At 46.8% G+C, this 25,763-nt stretch carries 25 protein-coding genes; 4 read left to right on the top strand and 21 right to left on the bottom strand.

All coding sequences use genetic code 11. From position 1 onward, the window contains the following. Positions 1-2: 2 nt before the first annotated feature. From pabC to yceD, 9 genes are all read right to left on the bottom strand, one after another. Positions 3-848 carry an aminodeoxychorismate lyase gene (gene pabC / locus M1L23_RS05040; protein ID WP_252626019.1) on the bottom strand — a complete coding sequence of 282 codons (846 nt, stop codon included), beginning with the start codon at positions 846-848 and terminating at the stop codon, positions 3-5. A gap of 10 nt (positions 849-858) precedes the next feature. Then, positions 859-2,100, bottom strand: coding sequence for a beta-ketoacyl-ACP synthase II (gene fabF, locus M1L23_RS05045; RefSeq protein WP_252626020.1), 1,242 nt, complete (start codon positions 2,098-2,100; stop codon positions 859-861). Between the two features lie 120 nt (positions 2,101-2,220). Continuing rightward, a complete protein-coding gene (gene acpP, locus M1L23_RS05050; protein WP_252626021.1) occupies positions 2,221-2,460 on the bottom strand; it encodes an acyl carrier protein in 240 nt (79 codons plus the stop codon). A 103-nt stretch (positions 2,461-2,563) separates the two neighbouring features. Further along, entirely contained in the window at positions 2,564-3,301 is a 738-nt protein-coding gene (gene fabG, locus M1L23_RS05055) for a 3-oxoacyl-ACP reductase FabG (RefSeq protein WP_252626022.1), read from the bottom strand. A 24-nt stretch (positions 3,302-3,325) separates the two neighbouring features. Further along, positions 3,326-4,255: an ACP S-malonyltransferase gene (gene fabD / locus M1L23_RS05060; protein WP_252626023.1), complete on the bottom strand. Its 930-nt coding sequence runs from the start codon at positions 4,253-4,255 to the stop codon at positions 3,326-3,328. 52 nt (positions 4,256-4,307) lie between these two features. Continuing rightward, positions 4,308-5,267, bottom strand: coding sequence for a beta-ketoacyl-ACP synthase III (locus M1L23_RS05065; RefSeq protein ID WP_252626024.1), 960 nt, complete (start codon positions 5,265-5,267; stop codon positions 4,308-4,310). Positions 5,268-5,302: 35 nt separating this feature from the next. Next, complete coding sequence (gene plsX, locus M1L23_RS05070; RefSeq protein ID WP_252626025.1) at positions 5,303-6,328, bottom strand: phosphate acyltransferase PlsX; 1,026 nt, start codon at positions 6,326-6,328, stop codon at positions 5,303-5,305. A gap of 5 nt (positions 6,329-6,333) precedes the next feature. Further along, on the bottom strand, positions 6,334-6,504 hold the full coding sequence (gene rpmF / locus M1L23_RS05075; protein WP_252626026.1) for a 50S ribosomal protein L32: 171 nt from the start codon (positions 6,502-6,504) through the stop codon (positions 6,334-6,336). A 34-nt stretch (positions 6,505-6,538) separates the two neighbouring features. After that, positions 6,539-7,057, bottom strand: a complete 519-nt coding sequence (gene yceD, locus M1L23_RS05080; RefSeq protein ID WP_252626027.1) for a 23S rRNA accumulation protein YceD — start codon at positions 7,055-7,057, stop codon at positions 6,539-6,541. A 118-nt stretch (positions 7,058-7,175) separates the two neighbouring features. Between yceD and M1L23_RS05085 the strand changes: the two genes are divergently transcribed. After that, a complete protein-coding gene (locus tag M1L23_RS05085; protein ID WP_252626028.1) occupies positions 7,176-7,766 on the top strand; it encodes a Maf family protein in 591 nt (196 codons plus the stop codon). On the opposite strand, the gene rluC is transcribed toward M1L23_RS05085, so the two are convergent. Next, complete coding sequence (rluC, locus tag M1L23_RS05090; RefSeq protein WP_252626029.1) at positions 7,763-8,797, bottom strand: 23S rRNA pseudouridine(955/2504/2580) synthase RluC; 1,035 nt, start codon at positions 8,795-8,797, stop codon at positions 7,763-7,765. The two genes, M1L23_RS05085 and rluC, sit on opposite strands and share 4 nt — an antisense overlap. A 456-nt stretch (positions 8,798-9,253) precedes the next feature. On the opposite strand from rluC, the gene rne reads away from it, so the two are divergent. Next, positions 9,254-12,124 (top strand): ribonuclease E, encoded by a 2,871-nt coding sequence (rne, locus tag M1L23_RS05095; protein ID WP_252626030.1) that lies wholly within the window; start codon positions 9,254-9,256, stop codon positions 12,122-12,124. A gap of 68 nt (positions 12,125-12,192) precedes the next feature. On the opposite strand, the gene M1L23_RS05100 is transcribed toward rne, so the two are convergent. The 11 genes from M1L23_RS05100 to gyrA form a co-directional block, all read right to left on the bottom strand. Beyond that, the gene (locus M1L23_RS05100) at positions 12,193-12,522 is read right to left on the bottom strand and encodes a ComEA family DNA-binding protein (RefSeq protein WP_252626031.1); all 330 of its coding nucleotides are present in this window, start codon (positions 12,520-12,522) and stop codon (positions 12,193-12,195) included. Between the two features lie 83 nt (positions 12,523-12,605). After that, entirely contained in the window at positions 12,606-13,310 is a 705-nt protein-coding gene (gene pyrF, locus M1L23_RS05105; RefSeq protein ID WP_420840628.1) for an orotidine-5'-phosphate decarboxylase, read from the bottom strand. Continuing rightward, complete coding sequence (gene lapB / locus M1L23_RS05110) at positions 13,295-14,452, bottom strand: lipopolysaccharide assembly protein LapB (protein WP_252626033.1); 1,158 nt, start codon at positions 14,450-14,452, stop codon at positions 13,295-13,297. Before lapB ends, pyrF begins: the two co-directional genes overlap by 16 nt. Before the next feature lie 2 nt (positions 14,453-14,454). Then, positions 14,455-14,718, bottom strand: a complete 264-nt coding sequence (locus M1L23_RS05115) for a lipopolysaccharide assembly protein LapA domain-containing protein (RefSeq protein WP_252626034.1) — start codon at positions 14,716-14,718, stop codon at positions 14,455-14,457. Between the two features lie 80 nt (positions 14,719-14,798). Beyond that, positions 14,799-15,083: an integration host factor subunit beta gene (gene ihfB / locus M1L23_RS05120; RefSeq protein ID WP_252626035.1), complete on the bottom strand. Its 285-nt coding sequence runs from the start codon at positions 15,081-15,083 to the stop codon at positions 14,799-14,801. 44 nt (positions 15,084-15,127) lie between these two features. Next, complete coding sequence (rpsA, locus tag M1L23_RS05125; protein WP_252626168.1) at positions 15,128-16,801, bottom strand: 30S ribosomal protein S1; 1,674 nt, start codon at positions 16,799-16,801, stop codon at positions 15,128-15,130. 148 nt (positions 16,802-16,949) lie between these two features. Next, positions 16,950-17,684, bottom strand: coding sequence for a (d)CMP kinase (cmk, locus tag M1L23_RS05130; protein ID WP_252626036.1), 735 nt, complete (start codon positions 17,682-17,684; stop codon positions 16,950-16,952). Positions 17,685-17,843: 159 nt separating this feature from the next. After that, the gene (gene aroA / locus M1L23_RS05135; protein ID WP_252626037.1) at positions 17,844-19,160 is read right to left on the bottom strand and encodes a 3-phosphoshikimate 1-carboxyvinyltransferase; all 1,317 of its coding nucleotides are present in this window, start codon (positions 19,158-19,160) and stop codon (positions 17,844-17,846) included. Then, entirely contained in the window at positions 19,160-20,269 is a 1,110-nt protein-coding gene (hisC, locus tag M1L23_RS05140) for a histidinol-phosphate transaminase (RefSeq protein ID WP_252626038.1), read from the bottom strand. Before hisC ends, aroA begins: the two co-directional genes overlap by 1 nt. Positions 20,270-20,317: 48 nt before the next feature. Next, positions 20,318-21,397: a 3-phosphoserine/phosphohydroxythreonine transaminase gene (gene serC / locus M1L23_RS05145; RefSeq protein WP_256473587.1), complete on the bottom strand. Its 1,080-nt coding sequence runs from the start codon at positions 21,395-21,397 to the stop codon at positions 20,318-20,320. A gap of 4 nt (positions 21,398-21,401) precedes the next feature. Then, on the bottom strand, positions 21,402-24,101 hold the full coding sequence (gyrA, locus tag M1L23_RS05150) for a DNA topoisomerase (ATP-hydrolyzing) subunit A (protein ID WP_252626040.1): 2,700 nt from the start codon (positions 24,099-24,101) through the stop codon (positions 21,402-21,404). Positions 24,102-24,289: 188 nt separating this feature from the next. Here gyrA and ubiG point away from each other — a divergent pair, with 188 nt between their 5' ends. Both ubiG and gph read left to right on the top strand, forming a co-directional pair. Then, the gene (gene ubiG, locus M1L23_RS05155; RefSeq protein ID WP_338021828.1) at positions 24,290-25,015 is read left to right on the top strand and encodes a bifunctional 2-polyprenyl-6-hydroxyphenol methylase/3-demethylubiquinol 3-O-methyltransferase UbiG; all 726 of its coding nucleotides are present in this window, start codon (positions 24,290-24,292) and stop codon (positions 25,013-25,015) included. 14 nt (positions 25,016-25,029) lie between these two features. Next, on the top strand, positions 25,030-25,704 hold the full coding sequence (gph, locus tag M1L23_RS05160) for a phosphoglycolate phosphatase (RefSeq protein WP_252626041.1): 675 nt from the start codon (positions 25,030-25,032) through the stop codon (positions 25,702-25,704). Positions 25,705-25,763 lie beyond the last annotated feature (59 nt).

Genomic DNA, 25,763 nt, shown 5'->3' on the forward strand with positions numbered 1-25,763 from the left:
CCCTAGTCCATTAACTTAAGTGTTCGAGCAGTAGAATAGTCTCGAACCACTGGAAACTTGTAACCGCCTAAGTTTCGCAAACTAACTTGCCCCATTAGTGCATTACACACAAAGGCTTCATCGGCATTTATCAGCTCTGTTACCGGTGCGTTCACTAAGGTTACTTTCGAATACTTCTGCAATAAAGCACAGCGCACCACACCGTGAACACCTACCTTGGTTAGGGCCGGGGTGAACCACGCTTTGTTTTTTCGCCAAAATATATTGCCAGCACTGGCTTCTGCCACATGCCCTTGCTCGTCGAGCACAATTACGTCGTCGGTTTGGTAAAGTGCTAGCTCTTGTTTCACCATCACCTGCTCGATCCGGTTCAGGGTTTTTAGCCCAACCAAGGCGGGGTGGCTATTCATCAGATAAAATTGCGCCAGTTCGGTTTTTATACCCTGCTGTTGCCACTGCTGATAATGTTCGGGCCACATAAATGCACTCACAATACGAGTAATTTGTGGTTTAACTGGTGGCGCATAACCCCGACCGCCTTCTCCGCGAGTAAAGGTAATACGTACACCACAACGCTGTTGGCCGTGGGTGACTTGCTTAATTTCAGCCAGCAAGGTTGCCAGCAAGCCCTGCGGTAGTATTTCCCAGCCTAGTAGCACTCGGGCACACTGCTGTAAGCGCTTTTGATGGTGTGGCCATAACAGTGGCTTGCCATGTTTCACTTGCAGAGTAGTAAAAAAACCATCGCCATATAATAAACCACGATCAGCCACTGCTATGCTAGTGGCTGGGATGCCATTTACCAGTGTTATAAATTCCTTTTCAAGCGTCGTGCGGTTATTTGGCATCAATGCCCACCTATTCGGTTAATTTTGAAAACAACACACTACCATTGGTGCCACCAAAGCCAAAAGAATTACACAAGGCGTGTGCAATCATCATTGGCCGCGCTTTATGAGGTACAAAGTCTAGGTCGCACTCGTTATCTGGCTCGTTTAGGTTAAGTGTGGGCGGGGCAATTTGATCTCGAATTGCTAAAATCGAAAATATCGACTCTATCGCCCCAGCTGCACCAAGTAAGTGTCCAGTCATTGATTTGGTAGAGCTAATAGCCACCTGGGTAGCGTTACCAAACACCGACTTGATGGCTCGTACTTCTGCAATATCGCCCACAGGCGTTGAGGTGCCATGGGCATTAATATAGTCCACAGCCGCATAATCAAGTTGTGCGTCGCGAAGTGCATTTTGCATAGCCGCACTCGCACCTTCGCCGTTTTCTGGCGGGGCCGTTAAATGAAAGGCATCTGCGCTCATACCAAAGCCCGTTAGCTCTGCATATATGGTAGCACCACGTTTCTTAGCATGCTGGTACTCTTCGAGTACCACTACCCCAGCACCGTCGCCAAGCACAAAGCCATCACGTCCTTTATCCCAAGGCCGGCTTGCGCCTGCCGGGTTGTCGTTATGGGTCGACAACGCTCGGGCGGCGTTAAAGCCAGCCATAGCCAGCGGGGTAGACGCTTTTTCAGCGCCTCCTGCCAGCATTACATCGGCGTCGCCATAAGCTATCACTCGAGCCGCCTGGCCAAGGTTATGCACACCGCTGGTGCAGGCTGTTACAACGGCCATATTAGGCCCCGTTAAGCCGTGGCGCATCGACACCTGACCACTGATCATATTAATAATCGACGAGGGTACAAAGAAAGGCGACACCCTACGCGGGCCGCCTTGTTGCAGTTTAAGGTGGTTTTCTTCAATGCCTTCTAAGCCGCCAATACCCGAGCTAATCATAACGCCAATACGGCTGCGGTTGCGGTCGGTAACTTCCAAGCCACTATCGCTCATGGCTTCTTGGGCTGCTACCACCCCATATTGAATAAAGGTGTCCATTTTACGCGCGTCTTTTGCGCTCATATAATTGGTCACCTCAAAGCCTTTTACCAAGGCCGCAAACTTAGTGGCAAATAACTCGGTGTCAAAATGCTCAATAGGCCCCGCACCCGACTGCCCGGCAAGAATACTTTGCCACGTTGTCTCAACATTCAGCCCATTCGGGGTAACCATACCTAAACCAGTAACAACGACGCGCCGTTTTGTCATAGCAACCTCATGTCTATATTTATTTGTGTATATTCTACCTAGCCTGCTTATCTTTTCCATTAAAAAGCAGGCAAAAAAAAGGGCGGAATATTATTCCGCCCTTTATATAAATATGTTCACTTAGTCAGCTGAGTGATTTGTTACGTAATCAATTGCTGCTTGAACCGTACGAATTTTTTCTGCTTCTTCGTCTGGAATTTCAGTTTCAAACTCTTCTTCCAGAGCCATCACCAATTCTACTGTGTCTAGCGAGTCTGCACCTAGGTCATTTTCGAAAGAAGCTTCTAATTTTACTTCTTCTTCTTTTACACCAAGTTGCTCAATGATAATTTTTTTAACGCGTTCTTCGATAGTGCTCATTATGATCCCTCAAAGGTACCTTGAATTAATTTGCGGCTAGTTTAGACAAACTCGCCCCATGATTAAAGAGAAACTTCTATAGAAAGGTCGAGGTACGACCTCACTAAACCATATTCATTCCACCATTCACATGAATGGTTTCGCCTGTAACGTAGGCTGCTCCTGAGGAAACCAAGAAAGACACTGCGGCTGCAATTTCTTCTGGCTTACCTAAACGAGCTGCCGGAATTGTACCAAAGATTTGTGCTTTTTGGTCATCTGTCAGGGTTTTTGTCATATCCGTGTCGATAAAACCAGGTGCAACCGCATTAACGGTAACCCCACGCGAAGCAATTTCTTTTGCTAAAGCCTTAGTAAAGCCTATTAAACCAGCTTTGGCTGCACAATAGTTTGCTTGCCCTGGGTTACCTGTGGTGCCCACCACCGAACCAATATTAACAATACGCCCCTGACGTTTTTTCATCATACCACGCATTACTGCTTTGCTTAGCTTAAACACCGCCGTTAAGTTGGTTTGAATCACGTCATCCCACTCATCGTCTTTCATGCGCATAAGCAAGTTATCACGGGTAATACCGGCATTATTAACCAAAATGTCGATCGTGCCAAATTCTTGCTGCACTTCAGCAATAAAGGCCTCAATGGCTCCTGCTTCGTTAACATTTAAACGAAACCCTTTGCCTTGGTCGGCTAAATATTCACTAATAGCAGCTGCACCCTGGTCGCTGGTTGCTGTTCCGATAACTGTTGCGCCTTGAGCCGTTAAGCTTTCAGCAATAGCGCGACCAATGCCGCGGCTAGCACCTGTTACCACCGCTATTTGTCCTGACAAGTCACTCATTCGTGTCCCCTTCAATGCTTCAACTTATTGGATAAATTCTTGCACACTGCCTAAGTCGCTAAGCGACTGAGCGGTGAGCGTTTTGTCAATACGTTTCGTTAGCCCAGTTAAAACTTTACCCGGCCCCACTTCAAATAAGTGGGTTACCTCAAGTGTAGCCATGTGTTGCACGGTTTCAGTCCAACGTACCGGCGAATACAACTGCTCAATTAATGCCTGGCGTATGTCTTCTGCGGAAGTGGCTACGTTCACGTTCACATTATGCACAACCGGAATGTTAGGCACTTGAATGACTATTGTTTGCAACGCCTCGGCTAATGCCTCTGCAGCGGGCTGCATAAGCGCACAGTGCGACGGCACACTCACCGGCAACGGCAGCACACGTTTGGCTCCTGCGGCCTTACAGGCTTCGCTAGCACGCTCTACTGCGGCTTTATTACCGGCAATAACCACTTGCCCTGGTGAATTATAGTTAACTGGAGCTACCACTTCATTTTCAGCACTTTGTTCACAGGCTAAAGCAATCGCGGCGTCGTCTAAGCCAATTACGGCGGCCATGGCCCCGGTTCCTTCTGGCACCGCTGCTTGCATAGCTTCGCCGCGTAAAGCTACAAGTTTTACTGCATCGGCAAAAGCAAGTGCACCCGCGCACACTAAGGCTGAATATTCACCTAAACTATGACCCGCCATAATACTGGGCGCTTGGTAATTTGGTTGTTCGGCTAACACGCGGAAAATAGCTACGCTGGCAGTAAGTATAGCCGGCTGAGTTACTTCGGTTTTATTTAAGCGGCCGTCGCTGTCACTTTCCACCACGGCCCACAAGTCATAGCCTAAGGCCTTACTTGCTTCGCTAAAGGTTTGTTGCACAACGGGATAGGCGGCATATAAATCCGCCAACATACCCACGCTTTGCGAGCCTTGGCCAGGAAATACAAATGCTTGTTTGGTCATTACTGTTACCTTTAATTACTTTATATAAGCCAATTATATGAGACTACTAAAATTAATATTCAATTAGTGCTGAACCCCACGCAAAACCACCGCCAAAGGCTTCTAATAACAGCCGATGGCCACGCTGAATTCTGCCATCGCGTATGGCTACATCTAGGGCAATAGGTACCGAAGCCGCTGAAGTGTTACCCGTATATTCTAAGGTTAGCACTACTTGTTCTATAGGCATTTTTAATTTTCTTGCCGTGGCTTGAATAATACGGTAATTCGCTTGATGCGGCACCAACCAGTCAAGGGAATCGGCGGTTAAATTATGTTTTTCTAAGGTGTCTTGCACTAACTCCGACAGCTTTTGTACCGCCACCTTAAATACCTCATTACCTTTCATATATAACCAAGCTTGTTCTGTAATGGGGTCTGGGTTTCGAGTGGGCAAGTCGGCACCAAGTAACGCTGCATATTCGCCGTCACAATATATATGGGTAGACAAAATACCTGGCTGCGCCGCCCGACTTAAAACCGCCGCACCTGCACCGTCACCAAAAAGAACAATGGTGTTCCTATCATCCGGATTACATAAGCGCGACAACACATCGGCACCAATAACCAAAATATGCTTTGCCATACCGGTTTTTATATATTGATCGGCCACACTCATAGCAAAAATAAAGCCTGCACAGGCGGCGGCCACATCGAAGGCAGCCGCTTTTGTGGCACCTAATTGGGCTTGTACTTCACAGGCGGCGCTGGGAAATGCTTTGTCGGCAGAGGTGGTGGCAACAATAATCATATCAAGGTCTTGGGCATTTAACTTAGCCGCTTGTAACGCTGCTTGCCCTGATTGCACTGCCATAGACACCACATTTTCATCGCTGGCGGCAATACGGCGTTCACGAATACCAGTGCGCTCCATAATCCATTGATCTGAAGTATCGACACGTTGTTCAAGGTCTTGATTAGTAAGGCGTTGGCAAGGTAAATAATGCCCCGTGCCAGAAATGCGTGAAAACATACCGTTCCTTTCCTTTAATAAGGAATGTAAGGAAGCTACTCCGTATTTAGTAGCACCGACTCAACTCGGTCATGAATGCGTTTAGGCAGTTGGAAAGACGACTCTGCCTGCGCCTGCTTAATGGCGTTATAAAATGCATTAGCCGACGCATTACCATGGCTCTTCATGACCACACCGCGCAATCCTAGCAGACTTGCACCGTTGTACTGGTCGGGGTTGAGCCAGTTCCATGATTTTTTAAAGCGCTTAAATAAAAACAATGCCATAAGGCGGCTAAACCAATAACCTTTCATACTTTTATGCAGATTTTGATAAACTAGTTGGGCCATGCCTTCACAGCTTTTCAGCGCTACGTTACCGGTAAAGCCGTCGCATACCACCACATCTGCTTTACCTGAAAACAAGTCATTGCCTTCAATAAAGCCAATGTAATTAATATCAGCGCAGTCTTTCAACTGCTGGGCGGCGTGGCGCACTGCATCGGGGCCTTTAATGTCTTCTTCACCCATATTCAACAGGGCTACTTTGGGCGCTGCTATACCGGCAACTTCTTTCGCTAGCACCGAGCCCATAACACCAAATTGAAATAAAGTATCGGCGTCGCAACGAGGGTTAGCGCCAAGATCAAGTAAAAAGCCTTGGCGGCCATGTTCTGTCGGAATTTGAGCTACTAAAGCTGGACGAAGAATACCAGGAATGGTTTTTAGCTTTAAATACGCAATAGCCATTAACGCACCGGTGTTACCGCTGCTGACACAGCCTTGGGCACGGCCATCGGCCACCGACTCGATAGCAAGCCGCATCGAGGCTTTAGGTTTAGAGCGCAAACTTTGACCCGGTTTATCGGTCATTTCAATAACTTCATCCGTGTGTTCAAGGGCAAGACGAGGATGAGAATGAATTTTTTCCGCACGTAATAATGGGATAAGAATAGCTTGGTCGCCGAATACTAAAAACTCAGTATCGGGAAATGACTGCAGCGCTCGTTTGAGCGCTGCAACAACAATAGCGGGACCACGGTCACCGCCCATTGCATCAATAGCGAGCGTGAGCGAACTCATGCACTTTATCTAGCAATAACTTGCTTACCTTTGTAGTAACCGTCAGCTGTGATGTTATGACGACGATGCGTCTCACCACTGGTCTGATCAATTGATAATGCAACACCATCTAGTGAATCGTGAGCACGACGCATACCACGCTTAGAACGGGTTTTACGGTTCTTTTGTACTGCCATTGGAATACTCTCCTAAAAACGTTTTCTTAAACTGTTATTTCTTTAACTGTTGCAACACCGCGAATGGGTTTTTCTTCTCCGCCTCAGGCGGCAATTCCCCAAACGTCATAGCATCGCGATCAATTGCGCATTCATTCACAGCATGCATAGCAACCAGCGGCAACCCAAGAATAAGCTCGTCTTCAACAACTGCGTGAAGGTCTACTTCTCCGAGTTCGTTTATTTCCACTGCATCGTAGTAGCCAGGCAAATCGTCGGCGGTCACCTTATGATTTACTGGCGCATACTGAAATTTAACCGTCAACGGCATATTCATCGGTTCTCCACAGCGTTGACACGCTAAAGTAACTTCTACTTTAGCCTCACCACGGAAAAATACGATACCTTGCTCGTCCCGATCAAATGCGAGGGTAACCTCAGCATCGTCACTCGGGGTGAACAACATCTCTTGCAAACGCGGCAAACCTGATGAGGGCACTAAGCCATCATAACTAATTTCTTTACCTGCGGTGCGAACCGGATCTACCGATTTTGGAATTCTAACTTTTTTCATAGCGCGCGAATGATACTGTTTGTAAGGCTTTGAGTCAAAGAATATTATGCTTAAACATTTTGTTTATGGCAGTATTTTACATTGCCAACTCGCTTTTACTCACTAAGTAGCTATATAAATGTCTAAACCTTTAATACTTGCGTCTAGTTCGCCGTTTCGAAAAGAGCTGCTACAGCGGCTAAAACTACCCTTTGATACTGCCAGTCCCAACATTGACGAAACTGCCTTTGTCCATGAAAGCCCTATCGACTTGGTGCAGCGCTTAGCCGAGACAAAAGCAGCAGCCCTAGCCCAGCAGTTTCCTGAACATTATATTATTGGCTCTGATCAGGTTGCCGTGTTCAATGAACAAATTTTAGGCAAGCCCTACACAGAAGAAAAAGCCTTTGCACAACTACAGCAGTTTAGTGGTTCGAAAGTTATGTTTTATACTGGGTTAAGTGTGTACGACAGCAAAGCGAACAAACACATTACCACGGTGGCCCAATATGCAGTTTATTTCCGCACCTTAACCGACACAGAAATACGTGCCTATATAAAGGAAGAGCAACCGTTACAATGTGCCGGCAGTTTTAAAAGCGAAGGCTTAGGTGTTTGTTTGTTCGAGCGAATGGCAGGCGACGATCCAACCAGCTTGATTGGGTTGCCGCTTATTCAACTTAGCCAAATATTACGGCAGCTTGGTATTAGTCCGCTTAGCGCAAACTAACTACGTAATTTGTTTAGTACTGCCAATAAGTGCGTATCGAGCGGTGCTTCCATGCGCATAGTGGTTTCACTACGTGGATGAATAAAAGTTAACCCACAAGCATGTAAAAATAGCCGCTCAAGGCCTTTTTGCTTGGTAAAGGCGTCAAAAGCCGCTTCACCATATTTGTCATCGCCAGCTATAGGGTGCCCAGCTATTTGTGTATGCACACGAATTTGATGAGTGCGTCCTGTAACTGGCTCCGCTTCTATTAAGGTGCCCTCAGCAAAACGTTCCAGTACTTTAAACCGTGTTAACGACGCTTTACCAGCTGTGTCTACACGCACTACCCGTTCACCGGACTTCAGCGTATTTCTTTGTAAGGGAGCGTCTACTTTCTTTTTGTTGGTAGGCCAGTTGCCCGCCACTAAAGCTACGTAGCGCTTGTCCATTTTATTCTCGCGCAGTTGTTGGTGTAAAGAGCGTAAGGCTGAACGCTTCTTAGCAATTAAAATAATGCCCGAGGTGTCTCGGTCGAGGCGGTGTACTAGTTCTAAAAACTCATGCTTAGGACGTAAACTTCTTAATCCTTCAATCAGGCCAAAATGTAGCCCCGAACCACCATGCACTGCTAAGCCCGAAGGTTTGTTAATAACAATTAAACACTCGTCTTCAAATAATATGGCATCTTCAAGGCTGGCAATTTGATCAAGCTTCGGGTTCGGTAGCTCTTGCGCTGGCGCCAACCGCACGGGCGGTATACGCACATCGTCGTTGGCTTGTAACTTGTACTCTGGCTTCACCCGACCTTTGTTCACTCGCACTTCGCCTTTACGCACAATACGATAAACCATGCTTTTAGGGACGCCTTTAAGGCGCGCTAGGAGAAAGTTATCCAGCCGCTGGCCAGCCTCGTCAATAGAAACACGATGCCAGCTTACTTGTAATGCAGCCTCGCTTTGTTCGCCAACCTCAGCTGAGCCAGAAACCAATGACGGCTTGCTAACTGGCGTTGCGGTAGAATTTAATGGGTTTTTTTTATAATTTGTCATAGCTGAGAATTATACCACGAGTTAATCCTGGCCAAATGCTTTTATGGCAATATATTTGTTACTTGTCAGTGCACCTTAAATAATGCGACAATACTGTGTCAGAACCATTTTTATGGTCGGGGCGTAGACGAAACCGTCCGCCTGTTGAATTATCAACCGAGCGACAACACTGGCTAGGCGAAAACGCCTGTTTCGGTTCAGCAGAAATTTAATGTTACACGTGGCACTGACGCAGTTTGCAACATGTCAGCACACGGGTAACCCGCCTCACTTCAAAAGGTCTGGCGATGAAATTAGAAAGCAGACAAAACGTATATTGTACTATCGGTAAATTGAAAAGGTTCCCAGCCATTTGCGCTTTGTAAGCAATGGCATCGATAGCTTCAGTTGACGGAACAGAGCCGTTAAGCGGCGCAGTGTTGTGGCACTATACATTTAGAGTATGAGTCACAACTTATGAAAAGAATGCTAATTAATGCCACGCAACTTGAAGAGCTTCGAGTTGCCTTGGTAGATGGCCAAAAGCTTTACGATCTTGATATTGAAAGCCCTGGTCACGAACAAAAGAAGTCAAACGTATATAAAGGAAAAATAACTCGAGTAGAGCCAAGTTTAGAGGCTGCTTTTGTTGACTACGGTGCTGAGCGCCACGGTTTCCTTCCCCTTAAAGAAATAGCTAAGTCTTACTTCCCCAAAGATTACAAATTAACCGGCCGGCCAAGCATAAAAGACGTTGTTCGCGAAGGCCAAGAAGTTATTATTCAAATAGATAAAGAAGAGCGGGCCCAAAAAGGTGCTGCCCTCACTACGTTTATTTCTTTAGCGGGTAGTTACTTGGTATTAATGCCAAATAACCCACGTGCCGGCGGCATTTCACGCCGTATTGAAGGCGAAGAGCGCAACCAACTTAAAGAAGCGATGGCTGATTTAGACCTACCTCAGGGTATGGGTTTAATTGTTCGCACTGCAGGTGTTGGTAAGTCTGCTGAAGAGCTAGCTTGGGACCTCAACGTGCTCTTGCATCATTGGAAGTCTATTGAAGAAGCCGCTGCCGCACACCCTGCTCCGCTACTTATTCACCAAGAAAGCAATGTTATTTTCCGTGCTATCCGCGACTATTTGCGCCGCGATATTGGTGAAATATTAATTGACGACGAAACTGTTTTCCGTCAAGCCCAAGAGCATATAAAAATTGTTCGGCCAGACTTTTTACAGCGCGTTAAGCTATACAAAGGCGACGTGCCTTTGTTCAATCACTTCCAAATTGAAAGCCAAATTGAGTCGGCCTTTGAACGTGAAGTTCGCTTACCTTCAGGTGGCTCTATTTCCATCGATCCAACCGAAGCCTTAACCTCTATCGATATTAACTCGGCTAAAGCAACAAAAGGCGGCGACATTGAAGAAACGGCCCTGCATACCAACTTAGAAGCAGCCGATGAAATAGCTCGCCAACTGCGTTTACGCGACGTGGGCGGCTTAATTGTTATCGACTTTATCGACATGACTCCGGTACGCAACCAACGCGAAGTTGAAAATCGCCTACGCGACGCACTAAAACAAGACCGAGCCCGTGTTCAAGTAACCCGCATTTCCCGCTTTGGTTTATTAGAAATGTCTCGCCAGCGCTTACGCCCTTCGCTTGGCGACGCATCGAACCACGTATGCCCACGTTGTGATGGCCAAGGCACCATTCGGAGTAGTGAGTCGTTAGCGCTGTCTATTTTGCGTTTAATCGAAGAAGAAGCACTGAAAGACAATACCGGCCAGGTTACTGCTCAAGTACCCGTTATTGTTGCTACTTACTTATTAAACGAGAAGCGTGAGTCATTACAAAGCATTGAAAAACGAAATAAAGTGCAACTACTGATTATTCCAAACCCTTATTTGGAAACACCGCACTTTGAAGTAGTACGTACCCGTACCGACGAAATGAGTAAAGCACAAAGCTTTGAACTACTTCAGTCGCCGCCTGAGCAACGCGTAGAATTTAGTGGCCCTGAAGCGAAAACTGCAGAAGAGCCCGTTTTGAAAAATATCGTAGCGCCGAATGCTCCTGTGGTAACACCCACAAAAACCGCGCCTGCAGCTCAAGCAACCACTGACAAGCCCGCTGGCCCAAGTTTAATAACTAAACTAGCAAACTGGTTTAAAGACATTTTTACCAGCGAAGAAACGGACAAGCCCACCCCTAAGCCAGCACCTGCAAGCACCACTCGCTCGGCTAACCGACCAAACCAACGGGGCGGACAAAACCGTAATCGCCGCCCTAGCAGCAATAGAAACGAGCAAACTCGTCAACGCCCTGAGCGTAACAGACCTGCTGTACAAAAATCGGCCGAAGCCAACACGCCAGAGCAAAAGCCTCAGGATAGTGCGAGTGCAAATGCGAATAATACCAACGAAAACCGTAATCGTCGTAACCGTCGTCGCAAGCCAAACGAGCGCGGCCCAACAGCAACTCCTGCCGCAGCCTCTGCACAACACGATGTTACTGCTGATATTCCCAAACAACGCCGTGAGCGCCGCCCTTTAGAGCAGTCTGTTCGCGCCAACGGTGAATTAACAGCTGTTAAAACCACACCTAAACCGGTTGACAACACCGCTGTTGATAATAAGGCACACAAAGCTGAAGCTGTAGTCGAGAATGTTACCGAGCAAGCGCCAGAGCAGAAAGCACCAGCAGCTAAACCGCGTACACGCCAACGTAAGGCCCCAGCCGCAGCTCCTGCCGTTGAAGCGAAAGTTGAAGCGAAAGTTGAACAGCCTGCTGCACAAACACCAGCTGAAGCTCCTGCCGCTGAAGCGAAAGTTGAACAGCCTGCTGCACAAACACCAGCTGAAGCTCCTGCCGTTGAAGCGAAAGTTGAACAACCTGCTGCACAAACACCAGCTGAAGCTCCTGCCGTTGAAGCGAAAGTTGAACAGCCTGCTGCACAAACACCAGCTGAAGCTCCTGCCGTTGAAGCGAAAGTTGAACAGCCTGCTGCACAAACACCAGCTGAAGCTCCTGCCGTTGAAGCGAAAGTTGAACAGCCTGCTGCACAAACACCAGCTGAAGCTCCTGCCGTTGAAGCGAAAGTTGAACAACCTGCTGCACAAACACCAAAAGCAGTGGTTAAAGTTGCTCCTAAAGCGACCAAGCCACGTTTTGTTCAAGCAGCAATGGCCAAGGCCTCTGCCGTTGTTAGCAGCCACGAGCCAGTAGTGTTAAATGCTCGTGCAGCGGATGCAGCTAACCCTATACAAACCAGTGGGCGAGTAGCGGGTTTTGTGTCAACGAACACGCGCAGCAGCTCTGAAACTGTTCGTTGTAGTCCTACGGAATAAAGTATGAAGGGTTTCCTAGCCCTTATGTAAACGCAAAAGCCGGACTTTTAAACAGTCCGGCTTTTACTTTATAGGCGAATGTGAGAACGATTCGCATCTAGGGTGCGCACGCCTAAGCCACGCACTTCAAGCAACTGATCTATGTCTGTGAAGCCTCCTAAGCGCTCACGCAACTCAATAATTGCCCTTGCTCTAGCCATCCCCACACCTTTTAACCCTGCGGCTAATTCTTCCGCACTAGCAGTGTTAATATTAACCAAATTTTCCATTCTTTTTTCGGCCGCAGCTTTATCTGGTGCAACAGTTCGGCTGGGAAGATCGGAAGCATAAACCTGTGGCGGGCAGGCCAATACAAGAGGTGAAATAAGTGAGGCAAATAAAATTGTTTTTCTTAGCATGTCTTGCTCCTTAAATTTGAACACTGCGTTCCTTGCAGTGTTCAAGAGTATAGACAGCCAGGGAAATAAATCGAGGTCAGGCCTTACCCAATTTGCTGGTTAATTGCTGATAAAGTTGCGAGCGGATTATCGCTGAGGCGAATAGGCCGCCCCATTACTAAGTAATCAGAGCCGGCATGTACTGCCTGTTGTGGTGTCATTACCCGTGTTTGATCTTGGCTAGCACTGCCTTCTGGGCGAATACCTGGTGTTACTAAGGTAAATTCCGCACCTAGTTCTACTCGCAACAAGGCTGCCTCTTGCGCTGAGCACACCACGCCGTCTAAGCCTGCATTCTGAGCTAAACGCGCCAAATGCAACACATGTTCCATTAAGGGCCGTTGTATTCCTGTGGCTGCAAGCTCAGCCTCACTCATGCTGGTTAACACGGTAACTGCAATAAGCAAAGGAGCTTTGTCACCAAACTCTGCTAACGCTTCGCGAGCAGCACGCATCATGCGTTCACCACCGCTGGCATGCACGTTCACCATCCATACACCAAGTTCAGCACTGGCTTTAACCGCTTGGGCCACTGTATTAGGAATGTCGTGAAACTTAAGATCTAAAAACACATCAAAACCCATACTCACTAGCTTTTTTACTAACGCAGGACCAGCGCTGGTGAATAATTCTTTGCCCACTTTAAGGCGGCATGTTTCTGGAGTGACAGTGCGAACAAAAGCTAATGCGTCTGTTGGGTTATTAAAGTCTAAAGCAACAATAATACGTTTCATTATTCTCCATCCAATCCTCGTGTTGGTTTCATTCCACCCCAGGTTTTACACGAAGGGCAGTGCCAATATAATGTTTGGGCTGAAAAGCCACATTGGGTACAGTGATATTTACTACGCAGCTTCAGCTGCTCGCCAACAATGTCGCGCAATAATTTAAGGCTAGCTCGCTCACGGCCTGGAGCAGCATTTTCAAAGTGTAGTTCAATAAGTTTGTAAAAACCCTTCATGGTTGGGTTGCGGCGTAAAGCAGCTAGTATAAATTGCTCTGCGTCTTCATTGTCATTCGCTTCAGCAATATGGTTCGTTAGCATGATAACAGCGGAAGCGTTGGGGTTGTTTAGTACCACATCGTGTAAACAGGTCATTAAACCATCGCGATCATCAAGGCCCTTATATGCTTTTTCTATCAGTGGTAAGGCTTCAGAAGTAAAGCTGGGAGAGTTGCTCAAAATCGGTAATAAATAATCAAGCGAGCGACGGTATTTCTTTTGCTCTAAGCACCAGTGCCCTAATGCTAAACGCGCACGAACTGAGTTTTTATCATGTTTAATCGCTTTATCATAAAATTTTAACGTGCTTTCAAGATCGTCTTGCAAAGCGGCTAATTCACAATAAAAGTGAGCTATATTTTTACTAATGCTTGCATCGTAACGTCTAATTTTTAACGCCACCCGAATAGCTTTATCCCAGTCATTTGTAGCCACATATATTTGCAGCAGCAACTGTTCACTTTCTTCTCGGTAATCTTTAAGAACACTTAATTCGGTAAGCATTTTTTCTGCGCGATCATAAAAGCCAGCAGCCAAGTAATCTTTACCAAGCTCTAACATTGCTTGGTGGCGTTGGGCTTCGGTTAATGATGGGCGAGTAATTAAATTTTGATGAATTCGAATAGCACGTTCAACTTCGCCTCGACGGCGAAAGAGGTTGCCTAAAGTCCAATGGGTTTCAATGGTTTCGCTGTCTACATCAAGCATATCTATAAACATGTCGATGGCTTTATCGCTCTGTTCTGAGAGTAATAAGTTAATGCCTGCTACATAGTTTTTTGAAAATTGCTCTTGCTCACGACGCTGCTCTTGACGAACACTGTTTCGGCCCATAAACCAACCGTATGCAGCGGCAATTGGTAGCAGAAGAAACAGCAATTCAAGCATGGTTATTTACCAGCTTTCACACGCTGAGAAAGCTCTTTACGTAAGCGCCGATAGCGCAAACGCAAACTCAAGTGGCTAATTAAAAACACCCCGAGGCCAAATATAAAGCCTATGCCTAAGGTCCACGCTAATAAAATAGAAAGTTTTAATTCTGGTTTGGCAATAAGTAAATTAACGACCACTAAGTCTTGATTTTGCGACCCAATAGCCAATGCTAAAAGAAAGAATACCAATAAAGGAATTAAACTAAGAATAAACCGCGCCATACACTTTCCTTTTTTTAAAAGGGTAATAAAAAAGGGCATGCCAGTATAGCATGCCCTTCTGTTTTTCCGAGTGCTTTCAGTTAAACACTTGCGTTAACTCGCTCGCGAAGTGCCTTCCCTGGTTTAAAGTGCGGAACATACTTACCCGACAAATCAACTTTTTCACCAGTTTTAGGGTTACGCCCTGTACGAGGACGCCGGTAATGGAGCGTAAAGCTACCAAACCCCCTAATTTCGATTCGTTCACCCGACGCAAGCGCCTGGATCATCGACTCTAGAATACTGCGCACCCCAGCTTCAACTTCTTTAGGCGCTATGTCTGGTTGTTTACCAACCAGTTTTTCAATCAGCTCAGACTTAGTCATAACAGATATTTCCTTTTCCGTAAGCCGCCATAGCACCGCAGATATTAATCGTCGGTTTTAGCTGCTTTAAATGCTTCTGCCATTGCGCTGCTGAAGGCAGTGTCGTCTTGTGTATTTAAGTTTTCCATAGCTGCTTTTTCTTCAGCTTCGTCTTTCGCTTTAATAGACAAACTTACTACACGGTTCTTACGATCAACACCCATGAAGCGAGCCTCAACGCTGTCCCCAACTTTCAGTACTGTCGAAGCGTCTTCAATACGCTCACGAGCAATGTCTGAAACACGAACATAACCTTCAACACCTTCGCCTAAGTCAACAACAGCACCTTTCGCGTCAACTTCTTTAACCGTACCACTAACAATAGCACCCTTCTTGTGAGATGCCAGATAATTGTTTACTGGGTCTTCAGAAATTTGCTTGATACCTAAAGAGATACGCTCACGCTCTGCATCGACTTGCAATACCACAGCTTCAACTTCTTCGCCTTTTTTGAAGTCACGAACAGCTTCTTCGCCTGTTGAATCCCAAGAGATATCAGACAAGTGAACTAAACCGTCGATGTTGCCATCAAGACCAATGAAGATTCCGAAGTCAGTGATTGACTTGATTTTTCCGCTAACTTTGTCGCCCTTCTGGAAGCCTTTGGCAAACTCTTCCCATGGGTTCGGCTGACACTGTTTGATACCTAAAGAAATACGACGACGCTCTTCGTCAATTTCTAGGATCATTACTTCAACGGTGTCGTCTAAGTTAACAATTTTAGATGGGTGAACGTTTTTATTTGTCCAGTCCATTTCAGAAACGTGTACTAACCCTTCAACACCTTCTTGCAGTTCTACGAAGCAACCGTAGTCGGTTAAGTTGGTTACGCGACCGGTTAAGGTTGAACCTTCAGGGTAACGGTTAGAAATTTCGCTCCATGGATCTTCACCTAACTGCTTCAGGCCTAAAGAAACACGGGTACGCTCACGATCAAACTTCAATACTTTACAATTAATTTCGTCGCCAACATTCACGATTTCGCTTGGGTGCTTCACTCGCTTCCAAGCCATATCGGTAATATGGAGTAGGCCGTCTACGCCACCTAAGTCTACGAATGCACCGTAGTCGGTTAGGTTCTTAACGATACCTTTAACTTCTTGACCTTCTTGTAGGTTCTCAAGAAGCTCATCGCGCTCTGCGCTGTTTTCTTTTTCAATCACTGCACGACGAGAAACAACAACGTTGTTACGCTTCTGGTCAAGCTTGATAACTTTGAATTCTAAATCACGATTTTCTAAGTGGGTCGTGTCGCGCACTGGGCGAACATCAACCAGTGAACCAGGTAAAAACGCACGTACGCCGTTAAGGTCAACTGTGAAGCCACCTTTTACTTTGCCGCTGATAATACCATTTACTGTTTCTTCTTTTTCGAACGCTACTTCCAGCTGTAGCCAAGCTTCAAAACGCTTCGCTTTTTCACGAGAAAGAATAGTTTCACCGAAACCGTCTTCTACTGCATCAAGGGCAACTTCTACAGAATCACCAACAGCAATTTCTAAATTGCCTTCAGCATTCATGAACTGCTCTGCAGGAATAGCACTTTCTGATTTCAGACCCGCGTCAACCAATACGAGGTCTTTTGTGATCGCAACCACAACACCAGTTACAATAGAGCCTGGACGTGTTTCGACTGTTTTCAGGCTTTCTTCAAATAGTTCAGCAAAATTTTCTATCATCATAGTTAGATAACTTCGTTTAAGTTAAGACATCCGCCTAAAGTCCGTATCGACGGGGTTGTTATAGTTAATTGGTTACATCCTGTCACCAACGCTTGAGTGGTAAGCCTACGACTTGCCAGTTCAATGTATTACCTTGCTTTGTGCTTTACGACGTAGCCGAGAGCTTTTTGTGTGCATATTCAAGCACTTCACTTAACACTTGCTCTATCGACTTGCCTGTAGAGTCTAGAAACAACGAATCCTCCGCGGCCTTCATTGGGGCTGCGGAGCGATTTGCGTCTCGCTCATCGCGGGCATTAATCTCCGCAATAATTTCGGTTATATTAGCATCAATATTCTTTTCCTGCAATTGTAGAAAGCGCCGTTGTGCGCGTTCTTCGGCGCTTGCGGTTAAAAATATTTTCGCTTCTGCAGAAGGAAAAACTACCGTTCCCATATCGCGACCATCAGCAATTAAGCCTGGCAGTTCGCGAAAGGCACGCTGGCGTCTTAATAAGGCTTCTCGTACCCGGGGTAAAGCGGCAATGCGCGAAGCATTCATACCTACTTGTTCCGTGCGAATAGTGTCAGTTACATCTTCACCTTCTAGCACCACATGGGTTTGGCCAGTTTCTTCATTCACAACAAATTCAACATCTAGGTCGGTTGCTAAGGCTACTAAACTTTCTTCGTCACTTTCAGTGACATCGTGATGCATAGCTGCAACCGCTAACACACGATAAATAGCGCCGCTGTCGAGTAGTTTCCAACCTAACTTTTCTGCTAGTAGGCGACAAATGGTGCCTTTACCAGAACCTCCCGGACCGTCGATAGTAATAACCGGCGCGTGGCCTGAAACGGGTTGTTCTGAGGCCGCACTTTTTGTTGCTGTAAAGGACATATACACCTCTGTTTAAAGTAGACGAAGCTGTCAAAGAGTATTCAAGGCGGGAAGATTATACGGAATTCCACCTAAAATGCATTAACACTTGCGGTTTCTAAAACTGAAGCGCTTCAGCTTTAGCCCAACAATATTCGCACCTACAGTGTTCAAGCCCGCTTACGGTAAGGTTAAACGAGCAAAATCAGTAAAGTAATCGGGATAGGTTTTGTGGCAACAGTCAGGATCTAAAATAGTTACCCCTGCCGCATCGAAGGCCAGCAAAGAAAAACACATGGCCATGCGGTGGTCGTTATACGTAGCTATTGTTGCATGTTTAAGTTTTTGCGGTGGGTTAAAGAAGCCAGGCGGCGTAATGGCTATCCAGTCTTCGCCCTCTTCAACTTGAGCCCCTACTTTACGCAATTCAGTTGCCATGGCATGTAAACGATCCGTTTCTTTTATCCGCCAGTTAGCAATGTTACGAATACGGGTTGGCCCTTGTGCAAATAATGCCAAGGTGGCAATGGTCATGGCTGCGTCAGGTATAGCATTCAGGTCAAAGTCGCCACCAACCAGCTTAGCCGCACGCACTTCCATAGCATGGGGTTCAACACTTACCACTGCGCCCATTTGCTCGAGTACATCGACAAAGGCTTTGTCGCCCTGCCTGCTTGCACTACCCACACCTTCCACCCGAATAGCACCGGCAATTGCGCCTGCGGCTAAAAAATAAGAGGCTGACGAAGCATCGCTTTCAACTTGGTAGCTGCCTGGGCTGCGGTAGCTTTGATTACCAGCAATGCTAAATGTGCGCTCATTTAATTGGGTAATTTCCACACCAAAATCACGCATCATGGCTACGGTTAATTGAATATACGGCAACGACACCACATGACCGGTTAGGGTTAGCTCCGTTGCTTGTGCCGTATCGGTGCTAGCCAAAAGTGGCAGCACCATTAGTACTGCGGAAATATACTGGCTCGACAAACTACCATCAATACTAACTTTGCCACAACGTAACCCCCCACCGTTAATTAATAGTGGCGGGAAACCTGCTTGCTCGCCATATTGAATGTTGGCACCTAACTGTACTAGGGCGTCGACTAAGGGACCAATGGGCCTTTCTTTCATACGGGGTTCGCCGGTAAGCTCAAACTGCCCAGTAGCAGCTGCCAATGCCGCACATAAGGGCCGCATAGCCGTTCCGGCGTTACCGAGAAACAAACTTATGCGCTCTGCCGTGGGAGCCTGTAATAACCCCCCAGCGCCCTGCACTGCCACATAACCCTTATGCTGTTCAATATTCACACCTAATTGGCTTAAGGCTTGCAACATCCAGTGGGTGTCGTCACTAAACAGTAAGTTTTCAATACGCGTGGTGCCTTGGGCTAAAGCCGCCAATAACAAAACTCGGTTTGAAATGCTTTTCGAGCCGGGTAGCAGAATAGTACCCTGAGCCTGGCGTGGCCCCTGTAATTGAATATGTGTTGTCATTATTGGCCGTTAGTAATTGCCACCATGGCGTCGATAAAGGCTTGGTTTTCAACCTGTAAGCCTATACTAACGCGTAAATGGCGTGGTAGTTCGTAACCTGCTACTGGGCGAACTATGACGCCTTTATGCAGTAATTGGTTGTACAATTCGGCGGCATTGTCGCCTACTTCGATAGTTAAAAAGTTACCGTGCGACGGTATGTAGTTAAGTCCTTGTAACTTACAAAAAGCCACTAACTGCGCCATGCCTTCTCGGTTTATCGCAACCGAGCGCTGTAAAAAGTCGTCGTCTTGTAACGCTGCCATGGCTGCGGTTAACGCCAATTCGTTCATATTAAACGGCTGACGAATACGGTTCATGAGGTCGGCCACCTGTGGGTGCGACACCGCATAACCTGCTCGTAACCCTGCTAAACCATAAGCTTTAGAGAACGTACGAGTAATAACCAGGTTCGGGAACTGCTCAATCCATTGAATAGAAGGTGCACGCTGTAAGTCCGACACGTACTCATAGTAAGCTTCGTCAAGCACCACTAATACATGTTGTGGTACTGCCGCCAAAAACTCATGAAGCACGTCTGAGGCAATAAAAGTACCGGTAGGATTATTCGGGTTAGCTATAAATATCATGCGGGTGCGTTCATTAATAGCCGCTAACATAGCAGTTAAGTCGTGGCCGTAATCAACCGCTGGAATGGCCACCGGGGTTGCACCAATCGCTTTGGTTATTAGTGGGTAAACCACAAAGGCATGCTGCGAAAAAACCACTTCGTTCTGCGCCGACACGTAGGTACGAGCCAACAGTTCAAGGACGTCGTTTGAGCCATTTCCAAGGGTTATTTGTTTGGCCTGTACTTGGTACTTTTTAGCTAGGGCGGTTTTCAAATAAAAGCCATTGGCGTCGGGGTAACGGGCCAAGCTAGTTATTTTTTCCGTTAGCGCTTGTTGCACCATAGGGCTTACACCTAATGGATTTTCATTCGAAGCCAATTTAACAATATTAGTTATTCCTAGTTCACGCTCAAGCTCTTCTATGGGCTTGCCAGCTTGGTATGGTTGTAATTGGCGAATGCCAGGCAAGGCAAGCGCTGTCGCATCAAAATCACCCATGGGGAGGTCCTTTTATTATTCTAATTATAAGTAATGTTGTTGTGTTTACTAGCTGTGCTGGTGCGCAAAACGGGTCATAAAGTCAACCAATGCTTGTGCGCCCTCATAAGGCATTGCGTTATACATGCTCGCTCGCATACCGCCTACAAAACGGTGCCCTTTCAACGCTAACAAACCTTCTTGTGCTGCTTCTTGTAAAAACAAATCGTCGAGTGCGGCATTCTTTAACTGGAACGGCACATTCATTTTTGACCGGTTGTTCACATGAATTTTGTTTTGATAGAAACTTGAGTTATCTACACATTCGTATAACAAGGCCGACTTGCGATTATTTAAGTCGGCCATCGCTTCCACACCACCTTCCGCTTTAAGCCACTTAAATACTTCGCCAGCTAAGTACCAAGCGAAGGTGTTTGGTGTGTTGTACATTGACTTCTCAGCCGCTTGCACTTGGTAGTTCATAATGGTGCACACACGGCTTTGTTGGGTTTCCAGTAGGTCTTTACGAATAATAACCACCGCCAAACCCGAAGGGCCAATATTTTTCTGGGCACCGGCATAGATAACGCCATACTGCGACACATCAATGGGCTCAGATAAAATAACGGAAGACATATCAACCACTATGGGGGCTTGCACCCTTGGCACTTGGTGAATAGCTATGCCATCAACGGTTTCATTTGGGCAATAGTGAAAATAGGCCGCCTGCTCGCTTAACGCCCATTGGTCTGCTGACTTCACCTGCTTTAAACCGTCTATTTCGGTCATTACGTCGAGCACATTTACCTGCTTTACGTATTTTTTCGCTTCTCGAATAGCAAAGTCCGACCAAGTTCCGGTGTTCAAATAGTCAACCGTAGCGGTAGGCCCTGCAAGGTTTTGTGCCACAGCAGAAAATTGGCCTCGGCCACCACCATGCATAAACAACACGGCATAGTTGTCGGGTATGTTCATTAAGTCGCGTAAGTCTTGCTCGGCAACCTCGGTCATTTTTACATAAACCGGATCGCGGTGGCTCATTTCCATTACAGAAACACCCAAACCTTGCCAATCAAGTAATTCCGACTGCACTTTTTTAAGTACAGGAGCCGGCAGCATAGCCGGCCCCGCAGAGAAGTTATATACCAAGGGATTAGTCCTCTGTTAAATCGTCGCTAGCGTCGTCGGCTTCTGGTGCATCAGTGTCTGCAGCGGCTTCATCTAAACTTGTTTCTTGCTCTGCTTCCACACCTTCTGGGTCTAGTAAAGCGTCGTCTTCGTCTATTTCCGCAATACGAGCAACCCCAACCACAACCTCTTCTTCAATGGTTCGAATTAAGGTTACACCTTGGGTGTTACGGCCTACTTGCGACACTTCATCTACCCGTGTTCTAACCAAGGTACCGCGATTACTAATCAGCATCAGGTGCTCACCTTCAACCACCTCTAGCGCACCAACCACACTACCGTTACGTTCGCTTACCTTAATAGAAATAACGCCCTTGGTAGCACGGTTTTTCATTGGGTATTCGCTTAGCAAAGTGCGTTTGCCGTAACCGTTCTCAGTAACGGTTAAAATGGCCGACTCAGCCACTACTTGGTCGCTTTCTTCAGTTTCAACCGCTTCGACACCACGGGGAATAATTAACGACACAATACGCTCGCCTTCATCAAGGCGCATACCCCGTACCCCGGTGGCGGTGCGCCCCATGGAACGCACTTTGTCTTCATGAAAACGTACTGCTTTACCAGCGTCAGAAAACATCATCACTTCGTCACTTCCGTCGGTAATATCTACGCCAATGAGCTCGTCACCTTCAACTAAGTTTAGGGCGATTATTCCGCTTGAGCGTGGCCGTGAATAGTCCACTAAAGGTGTTTTCTTAATGGTGCCGTGGCGAGTTGCCATAATAATAAACTTGTCGTCGACAAAGTCTGAAATAGGCAATATAGCGGTAATACGCTCATCTGTTTCCAGTGGCAACAAGTTCACAATGGGACGACCGCGAGCAGTGCGGCTAGCATAAGGCAACTGGTACGTTTTCATCCAGTACACACGGCCTGCGCTTGAGAAACAGAGAATGTTGTCGTGGGTATTTGCCACCAACAAGCGCTCTATGAAGTCTTCGTCTTTCATGCGCGTAGCTGCTTTACCGCGGCCCCCACGACGTTGCGCTTCATACTCGGTTAGCGGCTGATACTTCACATAACCTTCATGGGACAAAGTTACCACCACATCTTCTCGGTCAATCAAGTCTTCCATGTTAATGTCGTGGCTAGCAGAGGTTATTTCGGTACGGCGATCGTCACCAAATTCGGCTTTAACTTCTTCAAGCTCTTCGCGAATAACTTCCATTAAACGCTCGGCGTTGTTTAGAATATAAAGTAGTTCTTCAATGGTGTTCAGTAAGTTCTGGTACTCGGCAAGAATTTTCTCGTGCTCTAACCCCGTTAAACGGTGTAAGCGCAAGTCAAGAATAGCCTGAGCTTGAACTTCGGTTAAACGATATTCGTTACTATTAATAATGCCATAATCGTCTTCAACCCACTCTGGGCGTGCTGCGTCAACACCAGCTCGCTCTAACATAGTGGCCACGTTACCTAAGGCCCAACCACGCTCCATAAGTTGCGCTTTTGCCTCAACCGGTGTCGGCGACGCTTTGATCAGCTCTATAATTTCATTAATGTTAGCTAGTGCAATTGCCAAACCTTCAAGGGTATGGGCCCGCTCACGCGCTCTGCGTAGTTCATACACCGTACGGCGAGTAACTACTTCACGGCGGTGAGTAATGAAGGCTTCCAGAATTTCCGGCAAGCTGAACAATTTCGGTTGGCCTTTGTCGAGGGCAACCATATTCATACCAAACGACACCTGCATTTGGGTATTGCGGTACAGTTGGTTGAGCATGATGTCGCCCGACTCGCCACGGCGCATTTCAATAACGATACGCATACCGTCTTTGTCCGACTCGTCGCGTAAAGCACTAATACCTTCAATTTTTTTGTCTTTAACCAGCTCGGCAATTTTTTCAATCAGTTTCGCTTTGTTCACTTGGTACGGTAGTTCATGAACAATAATAGTTTCGCGGCCTGACTTTTCGTCTACTTCAACTTCAGCGCGGGCACGAATATAAATAATGCCTCGGCCGGTGGTGTAAGCGTCGATAATACCTTGGCGGCCAGAGAGAATACCTGCGGTGGGGAAGTCTGGGCCTGGAATGTATTCCATTAGCTCTGGCAGGGTAATGTCAGGCTTATCAATCATCGCTAAACAACCGTCTATCACTTCGTTTAGGTTGTGCGGTGGAATGTTGGTAGCCATGCCCACCGCTATACCCGACGAGCCGTTGGCAAGTAGGTTAGGAATACGGGTTGGCAACACGTCTGGAATTTGCTCGGTACCGTCGTAGTTGGGGACAAAGTCAACGGTTTCTTTTTCTAAGTCGGCTAGCAGCTGATGGGCAATTTTTGACATGCGCACTTCGGTATAACGCATTGCTGCAGCCGAGTCGCCGTCTACTGAGCCAAAGTTACCTTGGCCATCAGCCAGCATGTAACGTAGCGAAAATGGCTGCGCCATACGGACAATGGTGTCATACACAGCGGAATCGCCATGGGGATGGTATTTACCGATTACATCACCCACTAAGCGGGCAGATTTCTTATACGGTTTGTTAAAGTCGTTCCCTAATACATTCATCGCGAAGAGTACACGGCGGTGAACTGGCTTTAGTCCGTCTCGAACATCGGGTAAAGCACGACCAATTATAACGCTCATCGCGTAATCTAAATACGAGTTTTTAAGCTCGTCTTCGATATTGACCGGTACAACTTCGTTGGCAAGATCGCTCATATATTATTTTCCTGAATCAATCGACTTCATCTTTATAGTTATGCGTCAAAATACCATTGCGGTAGATGTAAACAGCATACCATAAACTTGATTTTATGGCACGTCCATATCGAAGCCCTATCTAGTTTACTTTGTTCAGCTGAGGTAGACTGTGGCCCTTACTCGTTAGAAATATAAAGAGGCCAAAGGTGAGCCAATTCGCCAATGTAGACCCCACAGAAATTGAAAAATTTAACGCTATGGCATCCCGTTGGTGGGATCCAGAAGGCGACTTTAAGCCGCTGCATAAAATAAACCCCTTGCGCGTTCAGTTTATCGACCAACATGGTGCAGGTTTAGCAGGCAAACAAATACTCGACGTGGGTTGTGGGGGTGGTTTACTCACTGAAGCCATGGCCCAAGCCGGCGGTCAGGTAACAGGTATCGACATGAGCCCTGAAGCCCTTTCAGTTGCTCGTTTACATGCCCTTGAAAGCCAATTGACAATTAACTACCAGCAAATTACCGCTGAAGAATTTGCTAGCCAACACGCGGGTACCTTCGACCTTGTTACTTGCTTAGAAATGCTTGAGCATGTGCCAGACCCTGCAGCCGTAGTGAGCGCCTGTGCACAACTGGTTAAGCCTGGCGGCAAAGTTATTTTCTCTACTTTGAACCGTACCCTAAAAGCAAAATTGCTTGGTGTTTACTTGGCCGAGTATGTATTGCAATGGCTACCTAAAGGCACTCACGACGCGGCTAAATTCATTCGCCCTTCCGAGCTAGTACGAGCGGCCGAAAATGCTGGCTTGGTCGCCAACGCCATGACCGGCATTCATTATAACCCACTTACGTCGAGTTTCTTTTTAAGCGATCGCAATGTCGACGTGAATTATTTACTTGCCTGCCACAAGCCACTAGCAACCAACGAATAAAGCGAGCACAGCACATGCCTTTTACCACTAAGCCTTGTCAAGCCATTCTCTTTGATCTCGATGGCACCTTACTCGATACCGCTGCCGATTTAGGCTTAGCCTTAAATGCTATGTTAGCAGAACGCAATATGCCGGTTTTACCCCACCAAGTTATTCGCCCATTGGCTTCACATGGTTCCCACGGGTTATTAACGGCGGGTTTTGGCAATGCATATAGTGCCGCTTCAAGCGCGCAGCAAAGCCAACTTAAAGCTGAGTTTTTAACCCGCTACGGAGAAAATGTGTGCGTTGCAACTAGCTGGTTTGAAGGCGTTGAAACCCTGCTCGAGCAACTTAATTCAAAAGGGATTGTTTGCGGTATCGTTACTAACAAGCCCGATCAATTTACTCAACCTATTGTGGCTGCTTTTCCATTACTGGCACAAATGCCGGTGGTAGTTAGTGGCGACACCCTAACAGTGGCCAAGCCCCGCCCTGAACCCTTATTGTATGCGGCCAAACAAATACAAATAGCCCCCGAGCATTGTTGGTATGTGGGCGACGCCGAACGAGACATTATTGCTGGTCGAGCAGCGGGCATGACCACTTTTTTAGCCGAATGGGGTTATATTAGTACCACCGATGCGCCCGAAACTTGGGCCGCCGATTACCACCTTGCGCAACCGGAGCAGCTATTACATAGTATTTAAGCAGCCTTTAATGCATGTGTTATAACCCTTCTGTTATATACAAAACGAACGATTCCGCC

Origin of the sequence: Aliidiomarina quisquiliarum (assembly GCF_023922585.1) — a bacterium.
Taxonomy (GTDB): domain Bacteria; phylum Pseudomonadota; class Gammaproteobacteria; order Enterobacterales; family Alteromonadaceae; genus Aliidiomarina; species Aliidiomarina quisquiliarum.

Excerpts from the sequence above, each read along its gene's own strand:
- pabC (WP_252626019.1), bottom strand. The coding sequence starts at position 848 with ATGCCAAATAACCGCACGACGCTTGAAAAGGAATTTATAACACTGGTA.
- fabF (WP_252626020.1), bottom strand. The coding sequence starts at position 2,100 with ATGACAAAACGGCGCGTCGTTGTTACTGGTTTAGGTATGGTTACCCCG.
- acpP (WP_252626021.1), bottom strand. The coding sequence starts at position 2,460 with ATGAGCACTATCGAAGAACGCGTTAAAAAAATTATCATTGAGCAACTT.
- fabG (WP_252626022.1), bottom strand. The coding sequence starts at position 3,301 with ATGAGTGACTTGTCAGGACAAATAGCGGTGGTAACAGGTGCTAGCCGC.
- fabD (WP_252626023.1), bottom strand. The coding sequence starts at position 4,255 with ATGACCAAACAAGCATTTGTATTTCCTGGCCAAGGCTCGCAAAGCGTG.
- M1L23_RS05065 (WP_252626024.1), bottom strand. The coding sequence starts at position 5,267 with ATGTTTTCACGCATTTCTGGCACGGGGCATTATTTACCTTGCCAACGC.
- plsX (WP_252626025.1), bottom strand. The coding sequence starts at position 6,328 with ATGAGTTCGCTCACGCTCGCTATTGATGCAATGGGCGGTGACCGTGGT.
- rpmF (WP_252626026.1), bottom strand. The coding sequence starts at position 6,504 with ATGGCAGTACAAAAGAACCGTAAAACCCGTTCTAAGCGTGGTATGCGT.
- yceD (WP_252626027.1), bottom strand. The coding sequence starts at position 7,057 with ATGAAAAAAGTTAGAATTCCAAAATCGGTAGATCCGGTTCGCACCGCA.
- M1L23_RS05085 (WP_252626028.1), top strand. The coding sequence starts at position 7,176 with ATGTCTAAACCTTTAATACTTGCGTCTAGTTCGCCGTTTCGAAAAGAG.
- rluC (WP_252626029.1), bottom strand. The coding sequence starts at position 8,797 with ATGACAAATTATAAAAAAAACCCATTAAATTCTACCGCAACGCCAGTT.
- rne (WP_252626030.1), top strand. The coding sequence starts at position 9,254 with ATGAAAAGAATGCTAATTAATGCCACGCAACTTGAAGAGCTTCGAGTT.
- M1L23_RS05100 (WP_252626031.1), bottom strand. The coding sequence starts at position 12,522 with ATGCTAAGAAAAACAATTTTATTTGCCTCACTTATTTCACCTCTTGTA.
- lapB (WP_252626033.1), bottom strand. The coding sequence starts at position 14,452 with ATGCTTGAATTGCTGTTTCTTCTGCTACCAATTGCCGCTGCATACGGT.
- M1L23_RS05115 (WP_252626034.1), bottom strand. The coding sequence starts at position 14,718 with ATGGCGCGGTTTATTCTTAGTTTAATTCCTTTATTGGTATTCTTTCTT.
- ihfB (WP_252626035.1), bottom strand. The coding sequence starts at position 15,083 with ATGACTAAGTCTGAGCTGATTGAAAAACTGGTTGGTAAACAACCAGAC.
- rpsA (WP_252626168.1), bottom strand. The coding sequence starts at position 16,801 with ATGATAGAAAATTTTGCTGAACTATTTGAAGAAAGCCTGAAAACAGTC.
- cmk (WP_252626036.1), bottom strand. The coding sequence starts at position 17,684 with ATGTCCTTTACAGCAACAAAAAGTGCGGCCTCAGAACAACCCGTTTCA.
- aroA (WP_252626037.1), bottom strand. The coding sequence starts at position 19,160 with ATGACAACACATATTCAATTACAGGGGCCACGCCAGGCTCAGGGTACT.
- hisC (WP_252626038.1), bottom strand. The coding sequence starts at position 20,269 with ATGGGTGATTTTGATGCGACAGCGCTTGCCTTGCCTGGCATTCGCCAA.
- gyrA (WP_252626040.1), bottom strand. The coding sequence starts at position 24,101 with ATGAGCGATCTTGCCAACGAAGTTGTACCGGTCAATATCGAAGACGAG.
- gph (WP_252626041.1), top strand. The coding sequence starts at position 25,030 with ATGCCTTTTACCACTAAGCCTTGTCAAGCCATTCTCTTTGATCTCGAT.